The sequence below is a fragment of the Catenulispora sp. MAP12-49 genome (assembly GCF_041262705.1).
Classification (GTDB): domain Bacteria; phylum Actinomycetota; class Actinomycetes; order Streptomycetales; family Catenulisporaceae; genus Catenulispora.
Genome location: NZ_JBGCCP010000001.1, coordinates 1 through 19,106 on the forward strand (window position 1 = coordinate 1; position 19,106 = coordinate 19,106).

Here is a 19,106-nt window from a genome sequence, read left to right on the forward strand (position 1 = left end):
AGCCGGCGGTGCCAGCGCAGCACGGTGCTGGGGGTGACCAGCCGATGAGCGCGAAGGTGTCTGGGCAGCAGCCGGATCAGCGCCGCGAACAGCGCACGGTCGGCCCAGTCCAGCCGCGGCTTCGGATTGGCTCGCCGCAGCACCGCCACTTCATGGCGCAGTATGAGCAACTCGAGGTCCTTGGCGGCGCCGCTGCGGCCTAACAACACCAGCCAGGAGGCTATCCGGCAAAACAGAAGGTAGAGCAGACGCACAGACACGAGCATCATCGTCCCGTACGCGGCGCCACTCCCGGGCAGCATTCGCGCAGGTGAAACCTTATAGCAGGGTTTTTGAACCACGCAGGCTGAACACTGGATCCACCTGCGGACGACGAACCCGATCGAGTCCACGTTCGCCACCGTCCGGCTGCGCACGAAGGTCACCCGCGGTGCCGGATCCCGCACCGCCGCCTTGGCGATGACGTTCAAACTCATCGAGTCCGCCCAGGCGCGCTGGCGCGCCGTCAACGCACCCCACCTCGTTGCCCTGGTGCGTGCCGGAGCCCGCTTCGAGCGCGGCGTCCTCGTCGAACGCGAAGGGCACACCGCTGCCTGAGCGGTAGCGGGAAATCGATGCGCCCCTGACAGCCCTGCCTGCTTAAGGTGAGCCCTGTGGATGACGACGAGTGGGTCGCATACGTCGAAGCCGGCCTCAGCCCGCACCAACTGGCGTTCTTGGCGGCGTGGCGTACAAGGACACAAACGTGGCCGTATGACGCTCGAGCCGGCCTGCGGCGGGCTAACGAGCACGACGGTTGCCTCGTCGTCTACGCCGACCTTGTCGACACCACGCACCGCAGCGTCTTGCTGACCATCGCCTGTAGTGGTCAGAAACTCGGCCACCGGGGTTGACCAGGGCTGTTATGCGGCAGGCTCGTACTCGTTGATCAGTCCGCCGAGGACGCGTTTTCTGCGGATCCGGTCGGCCTGGGCCGGGAACGGGATCACGTTCGGATCGTCGTCCGGGGCGCGCAGGCCCATTCCGTCGCCTTGGTGGCTGCGGCCGGCGTTGTAGTGCGCGATGTACTGGTCCAAGACGACACGCAGATGGCGTTCGCCGGCGATGAGGATGCGGTCGGTGCATTCACGGCGCACGGTGCCCACGAACCGTTCGGCGATGGCGTTCATCTTCGGTGCTTGCGGCGCGGTCGTGACCGCGGTGATGCCGGTCGCGCTGAACACCGCGTCGAACGCGGCGGTGAACTTGGCGTCACGGTCCCGGACGAGATGGGTAAAGCGGCGTCCTGTGGTCTCAAGGTCTGCGGTGAAGTCCCTGGCCAACTGGCTGGCCCAGGCGGCGGTCGGGTACCGGGTGATGCCGAGCAGGTGAATCCTGCGGGTGGAGTGCTCGATGACGAACGCGACGTAGACCCTGGTAAGGGTGACCGCGCAGTCGATGTGGAAGAAGTCGGTGGCCAACAAGGTATCGGCCTGGGCTCGCAGGAATATGCGCCAGGAGTCGTCGCGGTGTTTCGGCGGCGGGATCCGGTGGGCGCGTAGGATCTTGCGGATCGTGGCCGCGGCCACGCGGTGTCCGAGGCGGCGCAGCTCGCCTTGGATCCGCACCACACCCCAGGTTCGGTTCTCCCGTGCCATGGTGACGATCAACTGGACGAGTTCATCGCTGATCGGCGGCCGGCCCGGCGACCTCGGCTGGCGCCACTTCTTCGCGACCAGGCGGCGGTGCCAGCGCAACAGCGTGCCCGGGGTGACGATCCGGTGGCCGCGCAGTGTCTTGGGCAGAAGCTTGGACAGCGCAGCAAGCACGGCCCGGTCGGTCCAGGAGATCCTCGGCTTCGGATTCGTGCGGCGCAGCACCGCTACCTCCTGCCGCAACACCAGTATCTCGGCATTCTTCGACGCCTGCGAACGGGCCAGCAACGCCAGCCAGGAGAGCAGGTTCACCAAGATCCGGTAGAGCAGACCGACGGCCACAGACCCCGATCATGCCACGGGATCACCCCAGGTCAGGCCGGTTGGCCGAGTTTCTGACCAGGACAGGTCACCGACTACAACGGCATCGCATTACGCGCTCCGAGCGGGCGGATCCGTCGGCATGAGCTGGGCCGCCCCTGCCCACAACTGACCGATGCGAACGGATCGTGGAGCCCGATACACGGCAGCTGGTTCTTCCAGATCGAGGACCCCGCCACACCAGGCCGGCACTTCCGACGCGGCGGATACGCCACTCACGCCGATGCAGAAAAGGCTCTGGCCTCACTGCGGGAGTTACTCACCTTGGCCATACCGGCCCCTAATCCAATCGCCACACAGGCTGCGATCAGCCAAGCCGTCCATTCCGCCATCGCCCGTAGAACACCTGTGGTCGGGTAGCCCGGGGGGGATCTCACCCCCGGGCTACCCGACCACACTCTGCCACGCGACAAATCTCATCGGTGGATCGAGGCTCAGTACCTCTTCAGCGCGTTCCAACTCTCGACAGCGTCTCCGCAAGGGGCAAGCCCGCTGCCGCATCTTGAAGCCAGAGGACTGCACGAATCGGATCCGAAGTCTCGAAATGGCGTTCACTCACGATACTCGAACCATCCTTCAGATTGTCAACGGCCCGATCCAGGTTCACGGATAGCGAAATACTTCCAATACTCACCTCATCGAAGATGCAGACCGCACCCTGGACCACGACCTCGTTTGATTCTCTGAAATCCAAACCTAAGGAGATCGAGAACCGATGCTCGCTTGAAACCGCCACCGATCCATCGCAATGTTTGAGAAAGATGCTATGCGTGAGTGCGACATCGTCGCCAACGTCATGACCAATGAGGATCTCATGGCACGTCCGAGTCAGTAGCCGATGAAATTCACCCAGCGCCCTGAGGAACCCCGAGATATCGCCATGCGCCTCCACAGCATCGCTCCTTAACTAAAGCCACTACGACGCGGAAATCGTATAGACGATCCACGCACCCTTATGGCCGCCACCCTTATCGACGCGCCTGATCGTAAGCAGTATGTTGTGGGCGTCTGACACGTTCCCCTCCGCGTCTGAAACTCGTCCCACCACATCCTTGAAACTACCTCTGAGATACCTTTGTGAACCAGTGGCGTTTTGAGCCGCCCACTTATTCAAATCCACTCCGTCAAGTATCGCATCTATATTCGCCTGTGCGGTAGCAGGATCCAGGCTTGACGCAGGACCATCGATCTTCTTCGCCCGCTCTTTCAAATCCTCATCGGACAAACCAACATGATCTTTTGCATGCCCGCCAGCTACATCGTAGTCTTTGTCAAGGTTGCCACAGTTATGCACCAGTACTGGCGTATCACCCGCCTCCACATAGTACGTGTGCAGGCCATCGATCGTGAGGTCATACGTCGTCTGACTTGCGTGAAACAGCCGTACCGCTGTGACCGCGACAGTCCTGCCGTCCGGAGTCTTGAGCGTGTCACCAGCCTTGAGGTCTGCGGCTTCGACGAACGAGGACTTGCCCACCACGTAGAAAGGGTGATGGTAGGTAGTGTGGATCGTCTGATCGCCGTTTGCGGTAGCGACGGTGACGTCTGCGAAGTCGTGGTCGGTGTGAGTGACGATTACTGCGTCGACGCGATGCTTCTGCTCGGTGTGGCTTGCTGGGTCGGCGTTGGAGACGATGTCGCCGACCTTGACCTGGCCGATGGGTTTGGAGCTACCGTCTCCCATCAGGACCGGGGTGGGCGCAGTGAACGAGTGGGGCTCGATATCGGTGCAGTTGCCTGCGGCGTCCGCACCATCTGCTGCGGCGTCGTCGGCCCCCGCTTCCGCGGCGTCTTTGGCTCCGGTTTCGAGGAGGTCTTTGCCGGCGGTCTCTGCCACGGTTTCGCCGACCGCTGATGCGCCATCAGTGGCAACCGCAATGGCAACGGTGGCGGCGGCTTGTGCGCATCCGCTCACGGATGGGTGGGCGGCGCAGCCAACGACGCCGGATGCTCCGGAACCGTGGTAGAGGAACTTCGCCACTTGGCCCAATGCATGGCCGTCCCCGGCGTCCGCGTTTGACTCGGCGCGAAGGATGGCGCTGTCCAGGTCTGCGTGCGCTTGGTCGAGCACACCCTCGCAGGCAACAGTGTTGGGGTTCGAGCAACCGTCGGTTCCGTCTCCGTTTCCGTTTCCGCCCATGATGGCCATCAGACCGCTGGGGTCGGTTGCCGTTTCCGGATTGTCTCCGGCGTAGTCATACGCATTAAGTTGGCTTGGGCTTGCGTTGTTTACGGGGTCGGGACTAATGAAGTGTCCGACGGCGGGGTCGTAGTAGCGTGCCCCATCGTCGATAAGTCCGGTGCCGTAGTCGTCGACCTGGCCGAGGAAGCCCTTGTCGGTGCTGGGCTGCAGGACATTGCCGTTACGCTGTGCCCCGTACGGGGTGTAGTACTGCCGGTTGACAGCGCCCGTGGCGGCGTTGACGGTGATCTGCGCGCTGCCCTGGGCGTCATTGAGCAGCCAGGTCAGGGCTGTCGGCGTGCGCTCAGCAACGGTGGTCCCGCCTGCGACATAGGTCCGGTCTGCGGTAACGGCGCTTCCGTTTAGGACAAGTTCCTCACCGTCTAGGAACAGTGTCGCCTGGTTGGTCCCAGGGTCGTGGCGTATCAGGCGGGTCCCGTCGGCCGCGTATACGAACGTCGTGGTGTTCGCGCCCTGGGTCACGCTGTCGAGCTGTTGCTGCTCGTTCCAGTCCAAAGTGGAGGCGGTGCCGCTGACGGTGCGCGACGTCATGTTGCCATTGGCGTCGTACCCGTAGATGTCGCCGCCGTCGTTCGTCAGCGCATGCTCGTGCTTGGGGTCGTTGTACTGCTCGATGTGGACGTTGCCGGTGATGTTGTCAGTCGTCTGCAGGATGTCGCCCAGGCCGTCGATGCCGTAGGTGACGTCGTAAGGCGATGGCCCGTACGTGTGATTCGCCGAAGCGCACGTCGCGCTGTCTGATGTGAACGCCTGCGTCATCTCCGACATGCCGTCGTACGTGAAGCACTGGTTCTGCACCGGGCTGTCGATCGACGTGACGTTGCCCGCAGCATCGCGGTTGTAGGTGTCGGCCTGGATCTGGACGGTGCCGGCGCTGTTCGTCGCGGTAGCCCCGATCCCGGACAGTGCCTCAGTGTCCGGCTCGTAGCTGTAGCTGCGCACCGTCTGTCCCAGGCCGCTGTTGCCGAGCGTCCGCCCACTGATGCGGCCCAGGCCGTCGAACGTGGTGTTGGTGACGTAGGTTCCGAGGTCGCCGTTGACGGTCGTCGGCTGGCTGAGGTTGTTGAAGTTGGTGGTGACGGTCTCTGCCGCCAGGCCGCCGGCGGCTGGGTACTTGATGGTGTTCTGGTTGCCGCCGATGTCGTAGGTGATCGGGATCGTGTACGTGCCGGCCAACGCGCCCTCGGACGCCGGGATGTTCCAGCTCGTACCCAGCGAGCGTCCCTGGGCGTCGTAGCCGTTGCCTGCGACGGTGTATGCGCCGGCGCTGCTGTAGGAGGTCGCGGTGGAGGGCTTGCCGAATCCGCCCGCCTGGTTGTCGTACGTGTATGCCTCAGCTGGGTCGACGGAGCCGTCGATGGCTCCTCGGTTGTAGAGCGTGGTCGCCTGGGCTGCGGTCAGGGCTGTGCTGTAGACGCGGACGTCGGAGATGGAGCCGCCGAAGAACTGGGTCGCTGCGCCGTTTGCGAATCCGGCGCCGATCGTCAGCGGTCCGTTGGAGGCGATCGGATAAGTGTCGTTCGCCGTGCCGGCCTGCTGCCCGTTGACGTATAGCACCATGTTTCCGCTGGTCACGTCATACGTCGCGACCAGGTGAGTCCACGCCCCTGTCGTCGAGGAGGTCGAGGCGGCGCCGTCGTACCACGACGTCGGATCGTCGGTCTCGTGCCGGCCGAAGCTCCAGCCGCTGGGAGTCCAGTTGAGGTCGAAGCCGCCGGTCTTGTTCGCGTCCTGCGTCAGGATCGTCTCAGTCCCGGTGTCGCCCGCGGACGGCTTCACCCAAGCCGACACCGAGAAGGACTTCGTGGTGTCGAGGATCGACCCCGCGGTGGCGTCATACGCGGTGGTGCCGTCGAATCCGGTGGCGAACAGTCCCGGCTTGGGCCCGGGGTTGCCGAGCGTCTGGCTGGTGGATGGCAGCGGGTTCGAACCGATCACCTGTGTCGCGTTGTGCTGGTTGCCTGAGGCGTCGGCGGCCATGTTCGGCGTATTGCGGTTCGGCGCGGACTCATTCAGGTACCACACCCCGACCGCGCCGTCGTTGATCTCGGTGGCGGTCTTGCGGTTCGCCGAGTCATAAGCGGTGCTCAGCAGCGCGCCGTTGGCATCCTGCGTCTGGATGACGTTGCCGGCGCCGTCGTAATGCGTCGCCGACGGTCCGGCGTCCGGGTCGCTGGTGGTGAGACGGCGCCCCATCCAGTCGTAGCCGTAGGTGGTCTGGTGCCCCGCATTGTCGGTGATGCCGGTCAGATCACCCAGGACGTCGTAGCCGTACTTGGTCGTGACGGTCGAACCCGCCGGACCCGGCTGGTCGACCTCCGACTGGTCGCCGAACCCGTCGACCTTGGTCGTCGTGTACGCCCCGTTGGGCGCCGGCGGGTTCACCGTCGTCTGGTCGGCGAAGTAGGTGGTGGTCGTGGTCTCCGCCAGGCCGTTACGTGTCACCGGCTGTCGGTTGTAGAAGTTGGTGGACTTCACCGGCCGACTCAGCTCGTCGTACCAGGTCTGGGTGGAGACGCCGTCGTTGTTGTTGCCCGGTCCCCACAGCTGGTAGGTCCCCAGTCCGCTGGTCAGGAAGTTCGGGCCTTCGGTGAGGGTCTTGCGACCCAAACTGTCATAGCCCGCAGTCGAGACCGAAAAACCCCCAGCTGTCGGCGTCTGGGTCTCGATGGTGCGGCCCAGGCCGTCGACAAAGGTGTACGAGGCGGAATAAGACCCGTCAGCCTGAAGCTTCTGAGTCTCCGTGTTCGCCGGCACATTCGTGTTCGCGCCACCGCTCCTGCCGCCGGTGGTGTCGCCGCCGGTCGGCTTGGTGTACGCGATGTTGTAGGTGAACTTGTAAGACGGCGAGCCCGACGGATCAGTCGGCAGCTTCACCGAGGTGAGCCGACCGAGGGCGTCATAGGTCTCGAACGTGGAGTTGCCATTGGAGTCGGTCACCTCCACCGGCAACTGGCGCGCCACGTCGTAGTTCGTCGAGGTGGCATGGCCCTCGGCATCGGTGGTCGTGACGACACTGACGTTTCCGAAGGACGGGCTGTATGCCGTGGTGGACTGGTTGCCGTCAGCATCAGTGCTGGTGATCACACGGCCATAACTGTCATAGCTCGCGGTGGTCGTGACCGTCTGGTTCATACCGGGGGCTTTCACCGTCTTGGTGACATCGCCCTGGATCGGCGAGGAACCCCACGTCGCCTGGTTGTCATAGTACAGGAACGTCTCGGCGGACAACTGGCCGCTACACGTGCCGGCCAGCGTCTTGACGTCGTACGGCACCTCCCACGTGTGGTCCGCGGACTGCGAGAACGTGGTGGCGGTGCAGTACTCGTTGGTGTTGACGCCGGTCTCGCCGTAGTGCTCCAGCTGCGTGACGTTGCCGAACGCGTCGATCGCGGAGGCCGTCTGAACCTCGCGCCCGCCGCCGGCGGCCTTCAACCCCTGCGAGAAGTCGTTGTCATTCGTGACCTGATACGCATTGTGGGTGCGATCATTCGGCAGCGGGTAGCCAGTCGCAGTAGTCCTGACCAGATACTGGTGTTGGTCCCAGGCAACGGCCGTCCCGCCATTTGGATAATACTGGATGTGCTGCAGCATCTTCCCAGCCAGCGCGTCATAGTCGGGAAGGGACGCCTGCGCCTTCCCGTTCAGGTCCGGCCTCGGGTAGAGCATCTCAGCCCGGTATGTCTTGTCCGAGGTTTTGTAGTCGTCGTATTGCCCTCGATAGAACATATAGTCATCGACAGACTCCATCGTGCCGATGGAGAAGAGGGCGCTGTTACTGGTCGGCTCGCCTTTGATGACCTCAACAACTTGATACCCGCGGTAGTCGTCATAGTCCGGAGATGTGGACACCAACGGGTGCGCCATATGCCATGCCGCGCCCAGTCCCTCACCCGTGACGAAGTGTGCTGTGTTTTTACCATATTGGTACTGCGTGTTCTCCACGATCTGGTTGCCGGTACTGGAATCGGCGACCAGATCGAAGGTGCTCGTCGCAGTCACCTGATACTTGACATACCAGTGATACGTGCCAGGGCTCGGAGCGGTAGGACTCGGCGGATCTGGCTCCTCGAAACAGTCAGCAATCGAGGAATCCTGAGCCGGAGGCGTCGCCGCGACACACGCACTCGGCGTGCCGTACTGGACGTCGGTCTCCGCACCGAGCTCGTTGCTGATCGCCGTCAGGCGATACATGTTCAGCGGCGTCGACGTCGCCGGGTTCGACGTCATCAGCAGGTTGTTGTACTGGAGGCCGTAGGTGTAGACCGGTGCCTCATCTACCGCACCGTTGTCCCAGCCGTGGTGCTGGATCTCGCCGAGCCACAGCGCCGGCGTACCGTTGCTGTCAGTTCCCGGTGGGACTTGGTTGGAGGTGTGCGGGAAGAAGTAGCTGAAGTCCCACGCGTCCACTGACCGCATACCGTTGGCAACTGGATCGTAGACGTTTGTCACGACATGCGACAGTGCCCACTGAGACCAGAACGACGGGCCCACGTTCGAACACGGCGCCGCGGTGCACTGCAGATCCCATGGGATGTCAGGCCATTGTGACGCGGTCGCAGAAGACAATGTGGGGCAGGGGTCCGGGTAGTAAAGGACGGGATTTCCGCCGCCCTTGTTGCAGCGACCGCCGTAGTACAGGATCATCTGCCCATACGCGCCGGAGCCAGCCACCATCCCGTAGTCGATCTCGGCCAGGTACCCGCCCCGGGTGTAGGTGCCTGTCCCCGTCCCGTTGCGCATGTTGTACAGGTTCGACTCGGTGTTGTAGAAGTACCGCGCCGTCGTGCCGTGGCTGTCGACGACTTTATCCAGCATCCAGCGCCACGGCATCATGCAGTACTGGAAGTTCGGCCCCGTTCCCCCGGCGTTGCATGCCGGCGGCGCCGTGCCACCGAAGCTGAACACCGGGACCAGCCATGCCGAGTTCGGCGACCGGCCGTTCCAGGACTCGTCGTACCCGAAGTAGTACTTCGTGCCGTCACCGGTGGTGACGACGATGTACTCACCCTTCGCGTTCGGGTCGTTGTCGCCGTTGCCCGCGCCGGTCAAGTCCTGCACCGACCAGCCGTTGTCGTCCTTCAACCGCCAGCCGCTGGTGGTGGTGTCGCGGATTAACTCGGAGGTCGTGCCGTTCAGCGACAGCGTCAGGTTGTCGTTGTCCCAGCACTCATCCATCGACGGGCCGCTGTTGCCGTTTTTGTCCGTGACCATGATGCCCTGGACGGCGCAGGTTTCGTAGTCCCGCTCGACGTAGTTCTGGCCCACCGACCAGCCGATACCAGAGTCGGAAGCCTGCGGGTTGTTCGCCGCGGTGTGGCCGTCGACGCTCTGCGAGTTGTAATCCAGGCTGAGCGTCGGCGTCACGTTCCCCGGCACCGCCGGCGCCTTCATCGGATAGCTGTAGGTGAAGGCGCCCGAGTTCAAGTCCGTCTGCCAGCGGTCGCCCGCGTTCAGCGGCGAAGCGGCGTAGTTGCCGTTCGACGATGCCGTCGTGGCCATCAGCACATACACCGAGCCCGAAGAATCCGCCTTCACGGCATCGTTAGACGTGCTGGCCTTCGCCGCCGCGACAGCCACCGGGTCACCGTCCGCGGCCACCGTCGCCGTCAGCGTGCCCGCGCCTGTGTCGTTCGTCGACTTCACCGCCGACGACATGGCACAGCCTGCCGCCGTCGGGGTCGTCGCATAGCAAGAGGGGTAGGCGAACAACTGCAGGCGCCCCGCGAAGTCGCCACCATAGGCGTTCCGGAATCCTGAGTAGTCGATCTTCACCGACACCGGTGCCTGCTTGGCGGCCGCTGTCTCCTGATTCGTCTTCTGGAGCGCTGCAGTGTCCGAGCGGGTCAGGCGGAACGCGACGCCGGCTCCGTGCATCTTCGTGACTGTCGCCTGGTCTAGGGCATCCACCTTCACCTGCGAAGGGCTGGCCGCGTCAATCGGCTCCGCCACCGCGGCATGGGCCCGGCCGACCGCCACGCCCGCCGCCGCATCAGAGACCGATACCGCGGACGAGCCCGCCTTCGCCGGCGTGCCGCTCAAGGACACCACCGCCGATGCGGCCTGCGGCCACACCGGCGCCGCGGCGACCGGCGTCCCCGCCATCGGCTTGTGGTCCGGTCCCTTGGGCTTGGCCAGCGCGCTCGGCTTCACCGGCGTAAGCGCTTTAGAGCTGCTTGTCGCCGCGGCAGCCGCCGGCGGCGACGCCACAGGCGACAGAATCGTGATCGCAGTCGTAGTCGTCAGCACGAACGCAAGGCTCGTACTCAGCCATAGGCGACGGCCCATGAACCCACCCCAGAACCATGTAAAGACGAGAGTTGTGGATCTACCCACCCCACCGAGCCGGTCGCGAACCCTGTGTGTCGACACGGTTCGTGACCCCCCGACTGTTCTAAGTACACGATCAAGGATCAGTCGGCAATGAGTTCGAAAGCTGACTTTGCCAATCCTTTACCTAGGCATCAAGTCGCAGCTCACCCGGGCGAAGTAAACCTCAGAACCCGTATTCACTTGAGACCGAACCTGTGTTTCAATGACCAGCGCGGTCGCATGATCGACCGCCGCGCGGGGGGATCTGCTCAGGCCACGATGACTCGCCACACACTGACAGCCCCTTGTGTCTCGTCTCAGTGCCGGGTGATGGAGCAGGGGAACGATCATGCACGCCAAAACACGACAAGTCCGCAAACGCACGATGGCGACCGCCACGACAGCCATAGTCCTGGGCTGCGGAGCCGCGATGCAGGGCGGAGCCTCGCCGGCTCACGCCACCACCCCCGCCGATTCCACCTCGTACGTCAACATCGTCGCGCACGAGGACGACGACGTGCTGTTCCTCAACCCCGATCTCGCCGCGCCGCTGCGAGCCGGCCACCCGAACGTGACGATCATCCTCACCTCCGGTGAAGCCAACGGCTCCGCATTCACCACCCCTCCCACCTCCGCGGCCGACTTCGCCGCACAGCGCGAAGACGGATCCCGCGCCGCCTACGCCAAGATGATGGGCCTGGCGGACAACTGGACCCAGCAGGACGTCGTCCGACCGACCGGCGCCGACTACGAGATGGACACCCTCGTGGGCGCGCCCCAAGTCAAGCTGGTCTTCCTGAACATCAAGGACGGCGGCGACCCCAACGACCCCGACAACCTCACCAAGCTCAACAGCGGCACTGTTTCTTCGATCTCGACGTTCGTCCCCGACAACCCGATCGTCACCCCGACCCCGCAGGTCTACACAAAGCAGAGCCTGATCAGCACACTCGACGACCTGCTCAACCAGTTCCAACCGACCGTGGTGCGGACGCAACAGCCCAGCGACATATACAACTACGCCGCCGACAACGTCGACCACATCGCCGCCGGCAGCTTCACCGACCAGGCCGTGGCCTCCTACCACGGACCCGGCGGCGACCGGCACGTGATCCTTGAACACTTCCGCGACTACGCGAACAACAACATGCCGGACAACCTGTCGCTGACCCAGCGCAACGACAAAGAGACGATCTTCCAGACCTACGAGGCCCACGACGCCAACGCCTACCACTACGACACAGACAGCCCCGACCCGGACTACGCGGCCTGGCCGAAGCGCCAGTACCAGCGCTGGCCGGCCGGCAGCTCCTGGACCGCCACCGACGCCGACGGCCGCATCGAAGCCTTTGCCGTCGAGGACGGCACCGTCATGCGGTGGTACCAGACCACGCCCGGCGGGTCCTGGACCGGGCCCGAGGCCCTAGCCGCACCCAGCGGAGAGCTGGCGCCACAGCTGAGCATCGCTCGCAACAGCGACGGCAGACTGCAGGTCTTCGCCATGCAGTACGACTCCGTCGCGCACACCAGCAACGTGGTCACCGCCGCGCAGACGACCGCGGGATCCTCATTCGGCGGCTGGACCAACCTCGGCAACCCGAACGGGACCGGAGACCAGACAGGACTGCCCGCCGTCGGCGTCAACGCCAACGGCGACCTCCAGGTATTCGCCAAGAACTACTACGGCGGCGTCAGCACGCTCATCCAGTCCACTCCCGGCGGCTCCTTCGGGGCCTGGACCGACCTCGGCGGCGGTGGCGGCGTCCAAGACGGCCTGTCAGTGGCATCCGACAGCGCGGGGCGACTCCAGTTGTTCGCCAAGCGCTGCGACATCCCCGTCACCCAGGACTGGGGCTACCAAACCGTCCAGTGCTGGCTCGCCCACTGGAGCCAGAGCACAGCCAACGGCACCGGAGCCTGGGACACCACCGAGTGGGACAAGGGAAAAATCAGCGACCAGCCGACCATCGGCACCAACCAGGACGGACGACTGCAGGTCTTCTTCCGCCAGGCCGGCGGCAGCGACGTCGAGACCGTCGCCCAGCAGGCTGACGGCACCTGGAACATGACCCCCGTCGACTTCTCCGGCAACGGTGGTTCCGGCAGCGTCGCCGTGGCCGCCAACACCGGCACCGACGGACGGATCTTCGTCTTCGAGCGCGACAACGCCAGCGGTGTCAGCGTCACGGAACAGACCGCCGCAAACGGCACGGTCAACAACCTATGGACGGCGTTCGGCGGCCCCACTGAGGACCTGCCGGCTGCGGCCGTCGATGCCGACGGCAAGGTCGTACTGACCGCTCTCGGTACAGACGGCCGGCTCGACATCCAAACCCAGCAGGCGGCTGGTTCGGCCCTCAGCTTCAGCGGTTGGCAGCCGGTCGGATCCTGATCCACAACAAGGAGTAGGAGTCGGGCAAGCCTCCACGGCCTGCCCCGACTCCTTCTATCGCACTCCCGCCGCAGCGACGCGTTCTCGTCCAACTCGGCGCTGTTGAGCCCCAAGTCGAATAGCTCGAGGTTCTCCTTGATCTGCGAAGCTGCCGCAGATCCCGGACCTGTGGGTGCCGAGAATGTCGTCCGTGCAGGTGGAGGAGGGTTTTTGTCCGTGACCTCGTAGTGGTGAGGTTGGGTGTTTTCGGCACGCCGTCGCCCTAGGTCGGCGATGATGGCTGATTGTGCTGGTCCGGTTCGCCTTCCTGGCGGTGTCGAATACGTTCGCTGCGTTGCGCCTGCTTCCGATGAGCGGTCGGGAGAAGGATGCGGAGATTTTGGCGCTGCGCCATCAGATTGGGATCTTGCAGCGGCAGTTGGGCGGTCAACGTGTCCGGTTCGAGCTGCGGATAGGGCGTTGCTGGCGGTGCTGCTTGGCACGTTGCCGCGTGCGATGCTGCGCCGGCTTCACCTGGTCATGAGCCCCGACACCGTTCTGCGCTGGCACCGCGACCTGCTTGACCCGCGTCATGCCGCTCGTAGCAGACCGAAGCGTCCCTGGCGTCCGCGGACTGTGGCTTCGATCCGGCGCCTGGTACTGCGGATGGCGCGAGAGAACGGCACATGGGGGTATCGCCGCATCCACGGCGAGCTGGCGTTGCTGGGCGTCAGGGTCGCCGCCTCCACGGTGTGGGAGATTCTTAAGGATGCGGGTGTCGATCCGTCGCCGGATCGGGCCGCGACCGGTTGGGCGGCGTTTTTACGTGGCCAGGCCGAGGCTATCCTGGCGTGCGACTTCATCGAGACGGCGACGCTGTCCGGGCAGCGGCGGTACGTCCTGGTGGTGATCGAGCATGCCACCCGCAGGATCCGCATCCTGGGCACGACGGCGCACCCCACGGCTTCCTGGGTCGCTCAAGCCGCCCGAAACCTGGTTATGGACCTGGAGGATGCCGGCGCTGCGATCAGGTATCTGATTCGCGATCGTGACGGGAAGTTCTGTGCCTTGTTCGACGAGGTGCTCGGCGATGCCGGCATCCAGGTCGTGCTCACTGGGGTTCGGATGCCGCGGATGAATGCGGTGATGGAGCGTTGGGTGGGTACCTGCCGGCGCGAGCTGCTGGACCGGATGCTGATCTGGAACCAGGCCCAGCTGCTGCATGCGTTGCGGGAATTCGAGACCCACTACAACCTGCATCGGCCGCACCGGTCGCTGAACCAGCGTGCACCACTGCAACCCGCCCCAGATACGATCACCCGCAGCGCCGACTTAGTCGACCTGAACGTGCGAAGACGCGACCGACTCGGCGGCATCTTGCGTGAGTACGAGCATGCTGCCTGACCTGCGTGGATGAAATATTCGGCACCTACAACGCCAATGACGGCCTGTCATCCCGTCACGAAAATCTTGCCAGAGCCAAATAATCGGCACCAACAGACCGGACTCACGGCATGCCGAGGGCGGTCTGTTGTTTTCTTCAGGGTAGGCACAGGGTGCGGTCGACGATGTCGGCTGCGACTTCGTCTACTGGCCGGTTCTCGGCGAAGGCGTGCGCTCTGATCAGGGCGAGGGCATCCGCGGTGCCGCAGCGGCACTGCACTGACACCATGCCGACGGCCTGATGCACCACGGCCCACGAATCGTGCTGGTCAAGAAGCGGCGGCCAGCCGATGGGTTCCTCATTTCCGGGTGCACCCCACGGTGTGAGCAGCGACGCGGCCAGAGTGTCCGCGGCCGCTAGGAAGGTCTCCAGATCCGGGCCGTGGGCCATCGGCGGGTCGAAGACCGTGAGGGCTCCGAGGGGGGCGCCGACCGTGGTCACGGGGACGGCCGCGACCGCACGGATGCCAAGTTTCTCCACAGCGGGACCGTAGATGGGCCATGCCTGCGCCATCTGCTTCCCGGCGGCGGTGACCGGGCGGCGCAGATGGACTGCTTCACGGGCCGGCCCCTGGCCGAGGGTGAACTCCAGACGCTGGGCGGTCCTGCTGGCCGGGTTCGAGGCCGCCGCAGGGGTCTCGGCGTCATCGGGCCCGAACAGGGTCAGCGCTGCGCCCGACGCGCCGAGGGTCTCGGCGACGGCCGCCATGAACCCGGGTTGGACTTGCTGCGGATCGGCGGTTCCCTCGGTCCACCGGCGCAGCCGGTCGGCGTGGGCGGTGTGGATCCGGGCCGCGGTTCGATGCTGTTGCTCCACCTGCCGGTGCATGACCACCATACGTTCGTGGAACGCCCGCATACCTTCCGCGGCCGTCAGCATCTGTGCCTCGTGCCGGGTGGCGATCTCAGCGGCGCGGACTGCTCGCCGGTGCTCGACTGCCGCGTGCTCCAGTGCTTGGTCGAGTTCCCGGCCGGATTCAGGCGGCAGGGGCATGTTCGCAGGATACGCCGACGCCTGCGGCGGCCAAAGCCAAAAGCGACAAGAGCCATATCTGCCGTGTCAGCCGCGACCGGTGTCCTCCATCAGCAGGACGACGCCGCCGCCGTCCATCGGCGAGCAGGCGATCGAGCACAGGATGGTGCGGCCGATGCGGTTTACGGCGGCGACGTCCGCCGGCCCGGACCGGGCGCCGGTCGCCTGGCAGGCTGCGACGACTTTGCGGACGTCGTCGGTCGGCAGGCCGAAGTCCAGGGTGAAGAACGGCTGCAGGTGGACCTCGCGGCTGCGCAGCCCCCACAGGTCTTCCGCGCCCCGGTTCCAGCTGCGCACCCGCAGGTCCGCATCCAGTACCACGACGCCGGCGGCGATGCTGGACAGCACGCCCTCCAGGAAGCTGCGGGCCTCGTCCAGTTCGCTGGAACGGATCCGCATCTCCTCGTTCATGGTCTCCAGTTCTTCGTTGCCGGACTGGAGTTCCTCGTTGGTGGTCTCCAGCTCCTCGTTCGTCGACTGGAGTTCCTCGTTGGTGGTCTCCAGCTCCTCGATGCTGGACTGGAGTTCCTCGTTGGTGGTCTCCAGCTCCTCATTCGTGGACTGCAGCGCGTCGTAGGCCGCCTCCAGGTCCCCCCGGGTGCGGGCGAGCTCGTTGTGCAGCCTTGTCGCGATCGTGGTGTCCAGGAACGTCAGCGCGACGCCGACCGGCTGGCCGTCGGCGGCGGACATCGGCTGGATGACGATGTCCAGGAATTGGGTGTCGCCGTCGTGCAGCTGCCGCTCGGCGGCGGGGACCCGGACCGCGTGTCGCTCGGTCTCGGCCTGTTCGATCAGCGAGCGCAGCTCGATCGGCCGGTAGGAGATCTCCAGGTCCCGGAACGGCCGGTTCAGGTCGTAGGTGGTGAGACCGAACTGCGCCCGGGCCGCAGCGTTGATCAGGACGATCGCGCCGTCGGGGTCCACGGCGATGGTCGCGTTCGGCGACGTCTCCAAGGTCAGATCGCGCAGCTGCCGCTTGCGGCTGGCCTCCCGGACCTCGGTGCCGGTGGTGCCGTCCATCTTCAGCGGAGCCGGGTGATAGGGGGTCGCCGCGTCGCCCGGGCGGCGCCGGAAGATCCGCTGGCGCATGTTGGCGACTTCGAAGCGCTCGGCGTCGGACAGCAGCATCTCGGCTTTGCCGAGGAACAGGTGGCCGCCTTCGCGCAGGGCGAAGTGGAACCGGTCGATGATCTGCGACTGGGCCTCGGCGTTGAAGTACATCAGGGTATTGCGGCAGACCAGCAGGTCCAGGCGGGAGATGGGGGCGTCCCGGGTGATGTCGTGCCGTCCGAAGATGACCCGGCGGCGCAGATCGGGGCGGAACGCGAACTGGGCGCCGTTGGGCTCGAAATACTTGTCCCGCAGCTCCGGGGCCAGCGGCTCCAGGGCCTTGGCTGTGTACAGGCCGCTGCGCGCCTCGCGCAGGGCCTCCTCGTCGACGTCGGTGCCGTAGAGCTTGACCCGTCTGACGCACTCCTCGACGCCCAGGACCTCGGCGAACAGGATCGCCAGGGAGTACGGCTCCTGGCCGCTGGAACACCCGGCGCTCCACACCCGGATGTCCTCGTCGGCCCCGCGCGCCGCGATCAGCTCGGGCAGGATCTCCCGCTGCAGGTGGGCCCAGGCCTCGGCGTCCCGGAAGAAGCTGGTGACGTTGATCAGGATCGTGTTGAACAGCGCCCGGAACTCCTCGGCGTCGGCCTCCAGCCGGTCCTGGTAGTCGGCGTAGTCGGCGATGCGGGCGTCGGCCATCCGCTTGCGGATCCGCCGGGCCAGGGTGGAACGCTTGTAGCCGGTGAAGTCGAACCCCCGTGCATCGCGGATGAAGACCAGCAGCTCCTCCAGGTCGCCGCCCGGCTCCGGGGCGGGTGCGGCGCCGTTCCCGGTCAACGGTCTGCCGGCTCGACCAGGCCGCGGACGACCGCGGCGATCTCGTCCAGGGGGAGCACGAAGTCGACCACACCGGTGTCGACGGCCGCCCGCGGCATGCCTTTGAACTCCGCCGACACCGGGTCCTCGGCGATCACAGTGCCGCCGCGGGACTTGACCGCGGTCACGCCCATCGAACCGTCTTTGCCGGTTCCGGTCAGCACGCAGGCGATCGCCCGCGCACCGTAGGCGCCGGCCACCGACTCGAACAGCAAGTCCGCCGACGGACGCACGAAATGGACCAGCTCGCTGTCCGACAGCGCCAGCAGGCCCGCCGCGCCGACCAGCAGATGCCGATTCGGAGGGGCGACGTAGATGGTGCCGGGGCGGGCGAGCTCGCCTGCTTCGGCGAGTTTGACCGGCAGCTGCGTGCTGCGCCCCAGCACGTGAGCGATCACGGTCTCGTGTCTTGGGTCCAGGTGCTGTACCACCAGCACCGGGACGGGGAACCCGACCGGCAGCGCGCCCAGCAGCACCCCCAGCGCGGTGATACCGCCGGCCGAAGCCGCCACCGCGACCACCGCGTACCGCTCATCCGACCCGTCGGACCCGGACGCATCCTGCACCACGTCCCCGTTCACCGGCGGGCACCCCGCAGCCGCCGTCCGCAGTGCGGCTCCGCCCGACGGCCGCACGCCGCGCGCGGACCCGACTGCAGGGCAGACGAAGTCGTGGACACGTCTCCGAGGTTAGCGGACGGGCGCTGTAGATCGTGCGAGCCGTCGGGCCCGACCTGGTCGCACGGGCCAGGTCGGCTGCACCGTGCAGGCCGCTGTCAAGGCGGCCGAGCGTGCGGGCCCGTACTTGGGCGAGGATCACCCGCCGACGCGATCGAACCCGCCGAACGGGGACGTCAGTTCGGCGCGAGAGACGCTCGATGATAGCGAATTCGACTATTGTTTCAGGCAAGCCGGGAGGAGGCCCGACAAGTGCCTGAGCACGACGGGAAGTCGACCACCGCACGACGCGAGCAGCGCATCGCAGACACCTTCGTCGCGCTCACAGACACCCTCGCCGACGACTTCGACATCATCGACTACCTCTGCGTGCTGACCAGAAGCTGCGTGGAGCTCCTGGCGGTCACCGCAGCAGGGGTGCTGCTGGCCGACCACCGCGGGCAACTGCACCCCATGGCGGCCTCCGACGAGGTCACCGGGCTGCTGGAACTGTTCGAGACGCAGAACGACGAGGGACCGTGCCTGGACTGCTACCGCAGCGGCACCCTGATCACCAACGCGCCCCTGGACGCGGACGCCACCGTCTGGCCGGCCTTCGCAGCCCGAGCCCGTGACAACGGCTACGCCATCACCCACGCGCTGCCGCTCCAAAACCGGCACGCCGTCATCGGCGCGCTCAACCTCTTCGCCGACATCCCCGACCCGCTCCCCGACCCCGAGCTCGATCTGGGCCGGTCACTGGCCGAGGCCGCCACGATCGGGATCCTGCACCAGCGCGCCGCCGCCCGCGGCGCCGCGACGACGTCCCAGCTGCAACACGCCCTGACCAGCAGGATCGTCATCGAGCAGGCCAAAGGCGTCCTCGCCGAACGGATGCAGATCCACGTCGACGAGGCCTTCACCGTTCTGCGCGCGCACGCCCGCAACCACAACCAGCGGCTTGCTGAGGTGGCCCGCATGGTCGCCGAAGGCGCCGACCTCGACAACGCGCACGACGACTCAGTAGGACGGCGGTAGACTCGCCACCACGACCGGCGGCCTCCGAACCCCTGAGAACAAGCCACGGTGAGATCGTCGAGGCGCCTGCCCTGGTCAGAAACTCGGCCAACGGGCCTGACCTCGG

Annotated in this window: 9 protein-coding genes and 3 pseudogenes; 5 read left to right on the top strand and 7 right to left on the bottom strand. The window is 65.6% G+C overall.

The window, feature by feature from the left end; translation table 11 throughout:
* Positions 1–446: pseudogene (locus ABIA35_RS00005) on the bottom strand (hypothetical protein); the annotation flags it as partial.
* Between ABIA35_RS00005 and ABIA35_RS00010 the strand changes: the two are divergent.
* Together ABIA35_RS00010 and ABIA35_RS00015 are read left to right on the top strand one after the other, a co-directional pair.
* Positions 346–597 (top strand): annotated as a pseudogene (locus ABIA35_RS00010) (IS256 family transposase); the annotation flags it as partial. The pseudogenes ABIA35_RS00005 and ABIA35_RS00010 sit on opposite strands and share 101 nt — an antisense overlap.
* 56 nt (positions 598–653) lie before the next feature.
* The gene (locus ABIA35_RS00015) at positions 654–893 is read left to right on the top strand and encodes a hypothetical protein (protein WP_370340160.1); all 240 of its coding nucleotides are present in this window, start codon (positions 654–656) and stop codon (positions 891–893) included.
* Positions 894–902: 9 nt separating this feature from the next.
* Here the strand turns inward: ABIA35_RS00015 and ABIA35_RS00020 are convergent, their stop codons facing one another.
* The 3 genes from ABIA35_RS00020 to ABIA35_RS00030 all read right to left on the bottom strand — a co-directional run bounded on the left by ABIA35_RS00020 (position 903) and on the right by ABIA35_RS00030 (position 10,467).
* The gene (locus ABIA35_RS00020; RefSeq protein WP_370340159.1) at positions 903–1,976 is read right to left on the bottom strand and encodes an integrase core domain-containing protein; all 1,074 of its coding nucleotides are present in this window, start codon (positions 1,974–1,976) and stop codon (positions 903–905) included.
* A gap of 484 nt (positions 1,977–2,460) precedes the next feature.
* Complete coding sequence (locus tag ABIA35_RS00025) at positions 2,461–2,907, bottom strand: hypothetical protein (protein WP_370340158.1); 447 nt, start codon at positions 2,905–2,907, stop codon at positions 2,461–2,463.
* A gap of 24 nt (positions 2,908–2,931) precedes the next feature.
* Entirely contained in the window at positions 2,932–10,467 is a 7,536-nt protein-coding gene (locus ABIA35_RS00030) for a LamG-like jellyroll fold domain-containing protein (RefSeq protein WP_370340157.1), read from the bottom strand.
* Positions 10,468–10,879: 412 nt separating this feature from the next.
* Between ABIA35_RS00030 and ABIA35_RS00035 the strand changes: the two genes are divergently transcribed.
* Positions 10,880–12,922 (top strand): PIG-L family deacetylase, encoded by a 2,043-nt coding sequence (locus ABIA35_RS00035; RefSeq protein ID WP_370340156.1) that lies wholly within the window; start codon positions 10,880–10,882, stop codon positions 12,920–12,922.
* A 286-nt stretch (positions 12,923–13,208) separates the two neighbouring features.
* A pseudogene (locus tag ABIA35_RS00040) lies at positions 13,209–14,305 on the top strand (integrase core domain-containing protein).
* Between the two features lie 136 nt (positions 14,306–14,441).
* On the opposite strand, the gene ABIA35_RS00045 reads toward ABIA35_RS00040, so the two are convergent.
* From ABIA35_RS00045 to ABIA35_RS00055, 3 genes are all read right to left on the bottom strand, one after another.
* Positions 14,442–15,338, bottom strand: coding sequence for a GAF and ANTAR domain-containing protein (locus ABIA35_RS00045; RefSeq protein WP_370340155.1), 897 nt, complete (start codon positions 15,336–15,338; stop codon positions 14,442–14,444).
* A 66-nt stretch (positions 15,339–15,404) separates the two neighbouring features.
* A complete protein-coding gene (locus ABIA35_RS00050; RefSeq protein WP_370355962.1) occupies positions 15,405–17,267 on the bottom strand; it encodes a CheR family methyltransferase in 1,863 nt (620 codons plus the stop codon).
* The gene (locus ABIA35_RS00055) at positions 17,264–17,887 is read right to left on the bottom strand and encodes a chemotaxis protein CheB (protein ID WP_370340153.1); all 624 of its coding nucleotides are present in this window, start codon (positions 17,885–17,887) and stop codon (positions 17,264–17,266) included. Before ABIA35_RS00055 ends, ABIA35_RS00050 begins: the two co-directional genes overlap by 4 nt.
* 348 nt (positions 17,888–18,235) lie before the next feature.
* Here ABIA35_RS00055 and ABIA35_RS00060 point away from each other — a divergent pair, with 348 nt between their 5' ends.
* Positions 18,236–19,000, top strand: a complete 765-nt coding sequence (locus ABIA35_RS00060; protein ID WP_370340152.1) for a GAF and ANTAR domain-containing protein — start codon at positions 18,236–18,238, stop codon at positions 18,998–19,000.
* The last annotated feature ends 106 nt before the right edge of the window (positions 19,001–19,106 follow it).

Excerpts from the sequence above, each read along its gene's own strand:
- ABIA35_RS00035 (WP_370340156.1), top strand. The coding sequence starts at position 10,880 with ATGCACGCCAAAACACGACAAGTCCGCAAACGCACGATGGCGACCGCC.
- ABIA35_RS00045 (WP_370340155.1), bottom strand. The coding sequence starts at position 15,338 with ATGCCCCTGCCGCCTGAATCCGGCCGGGAACTCGACCAAGCACTGGAG.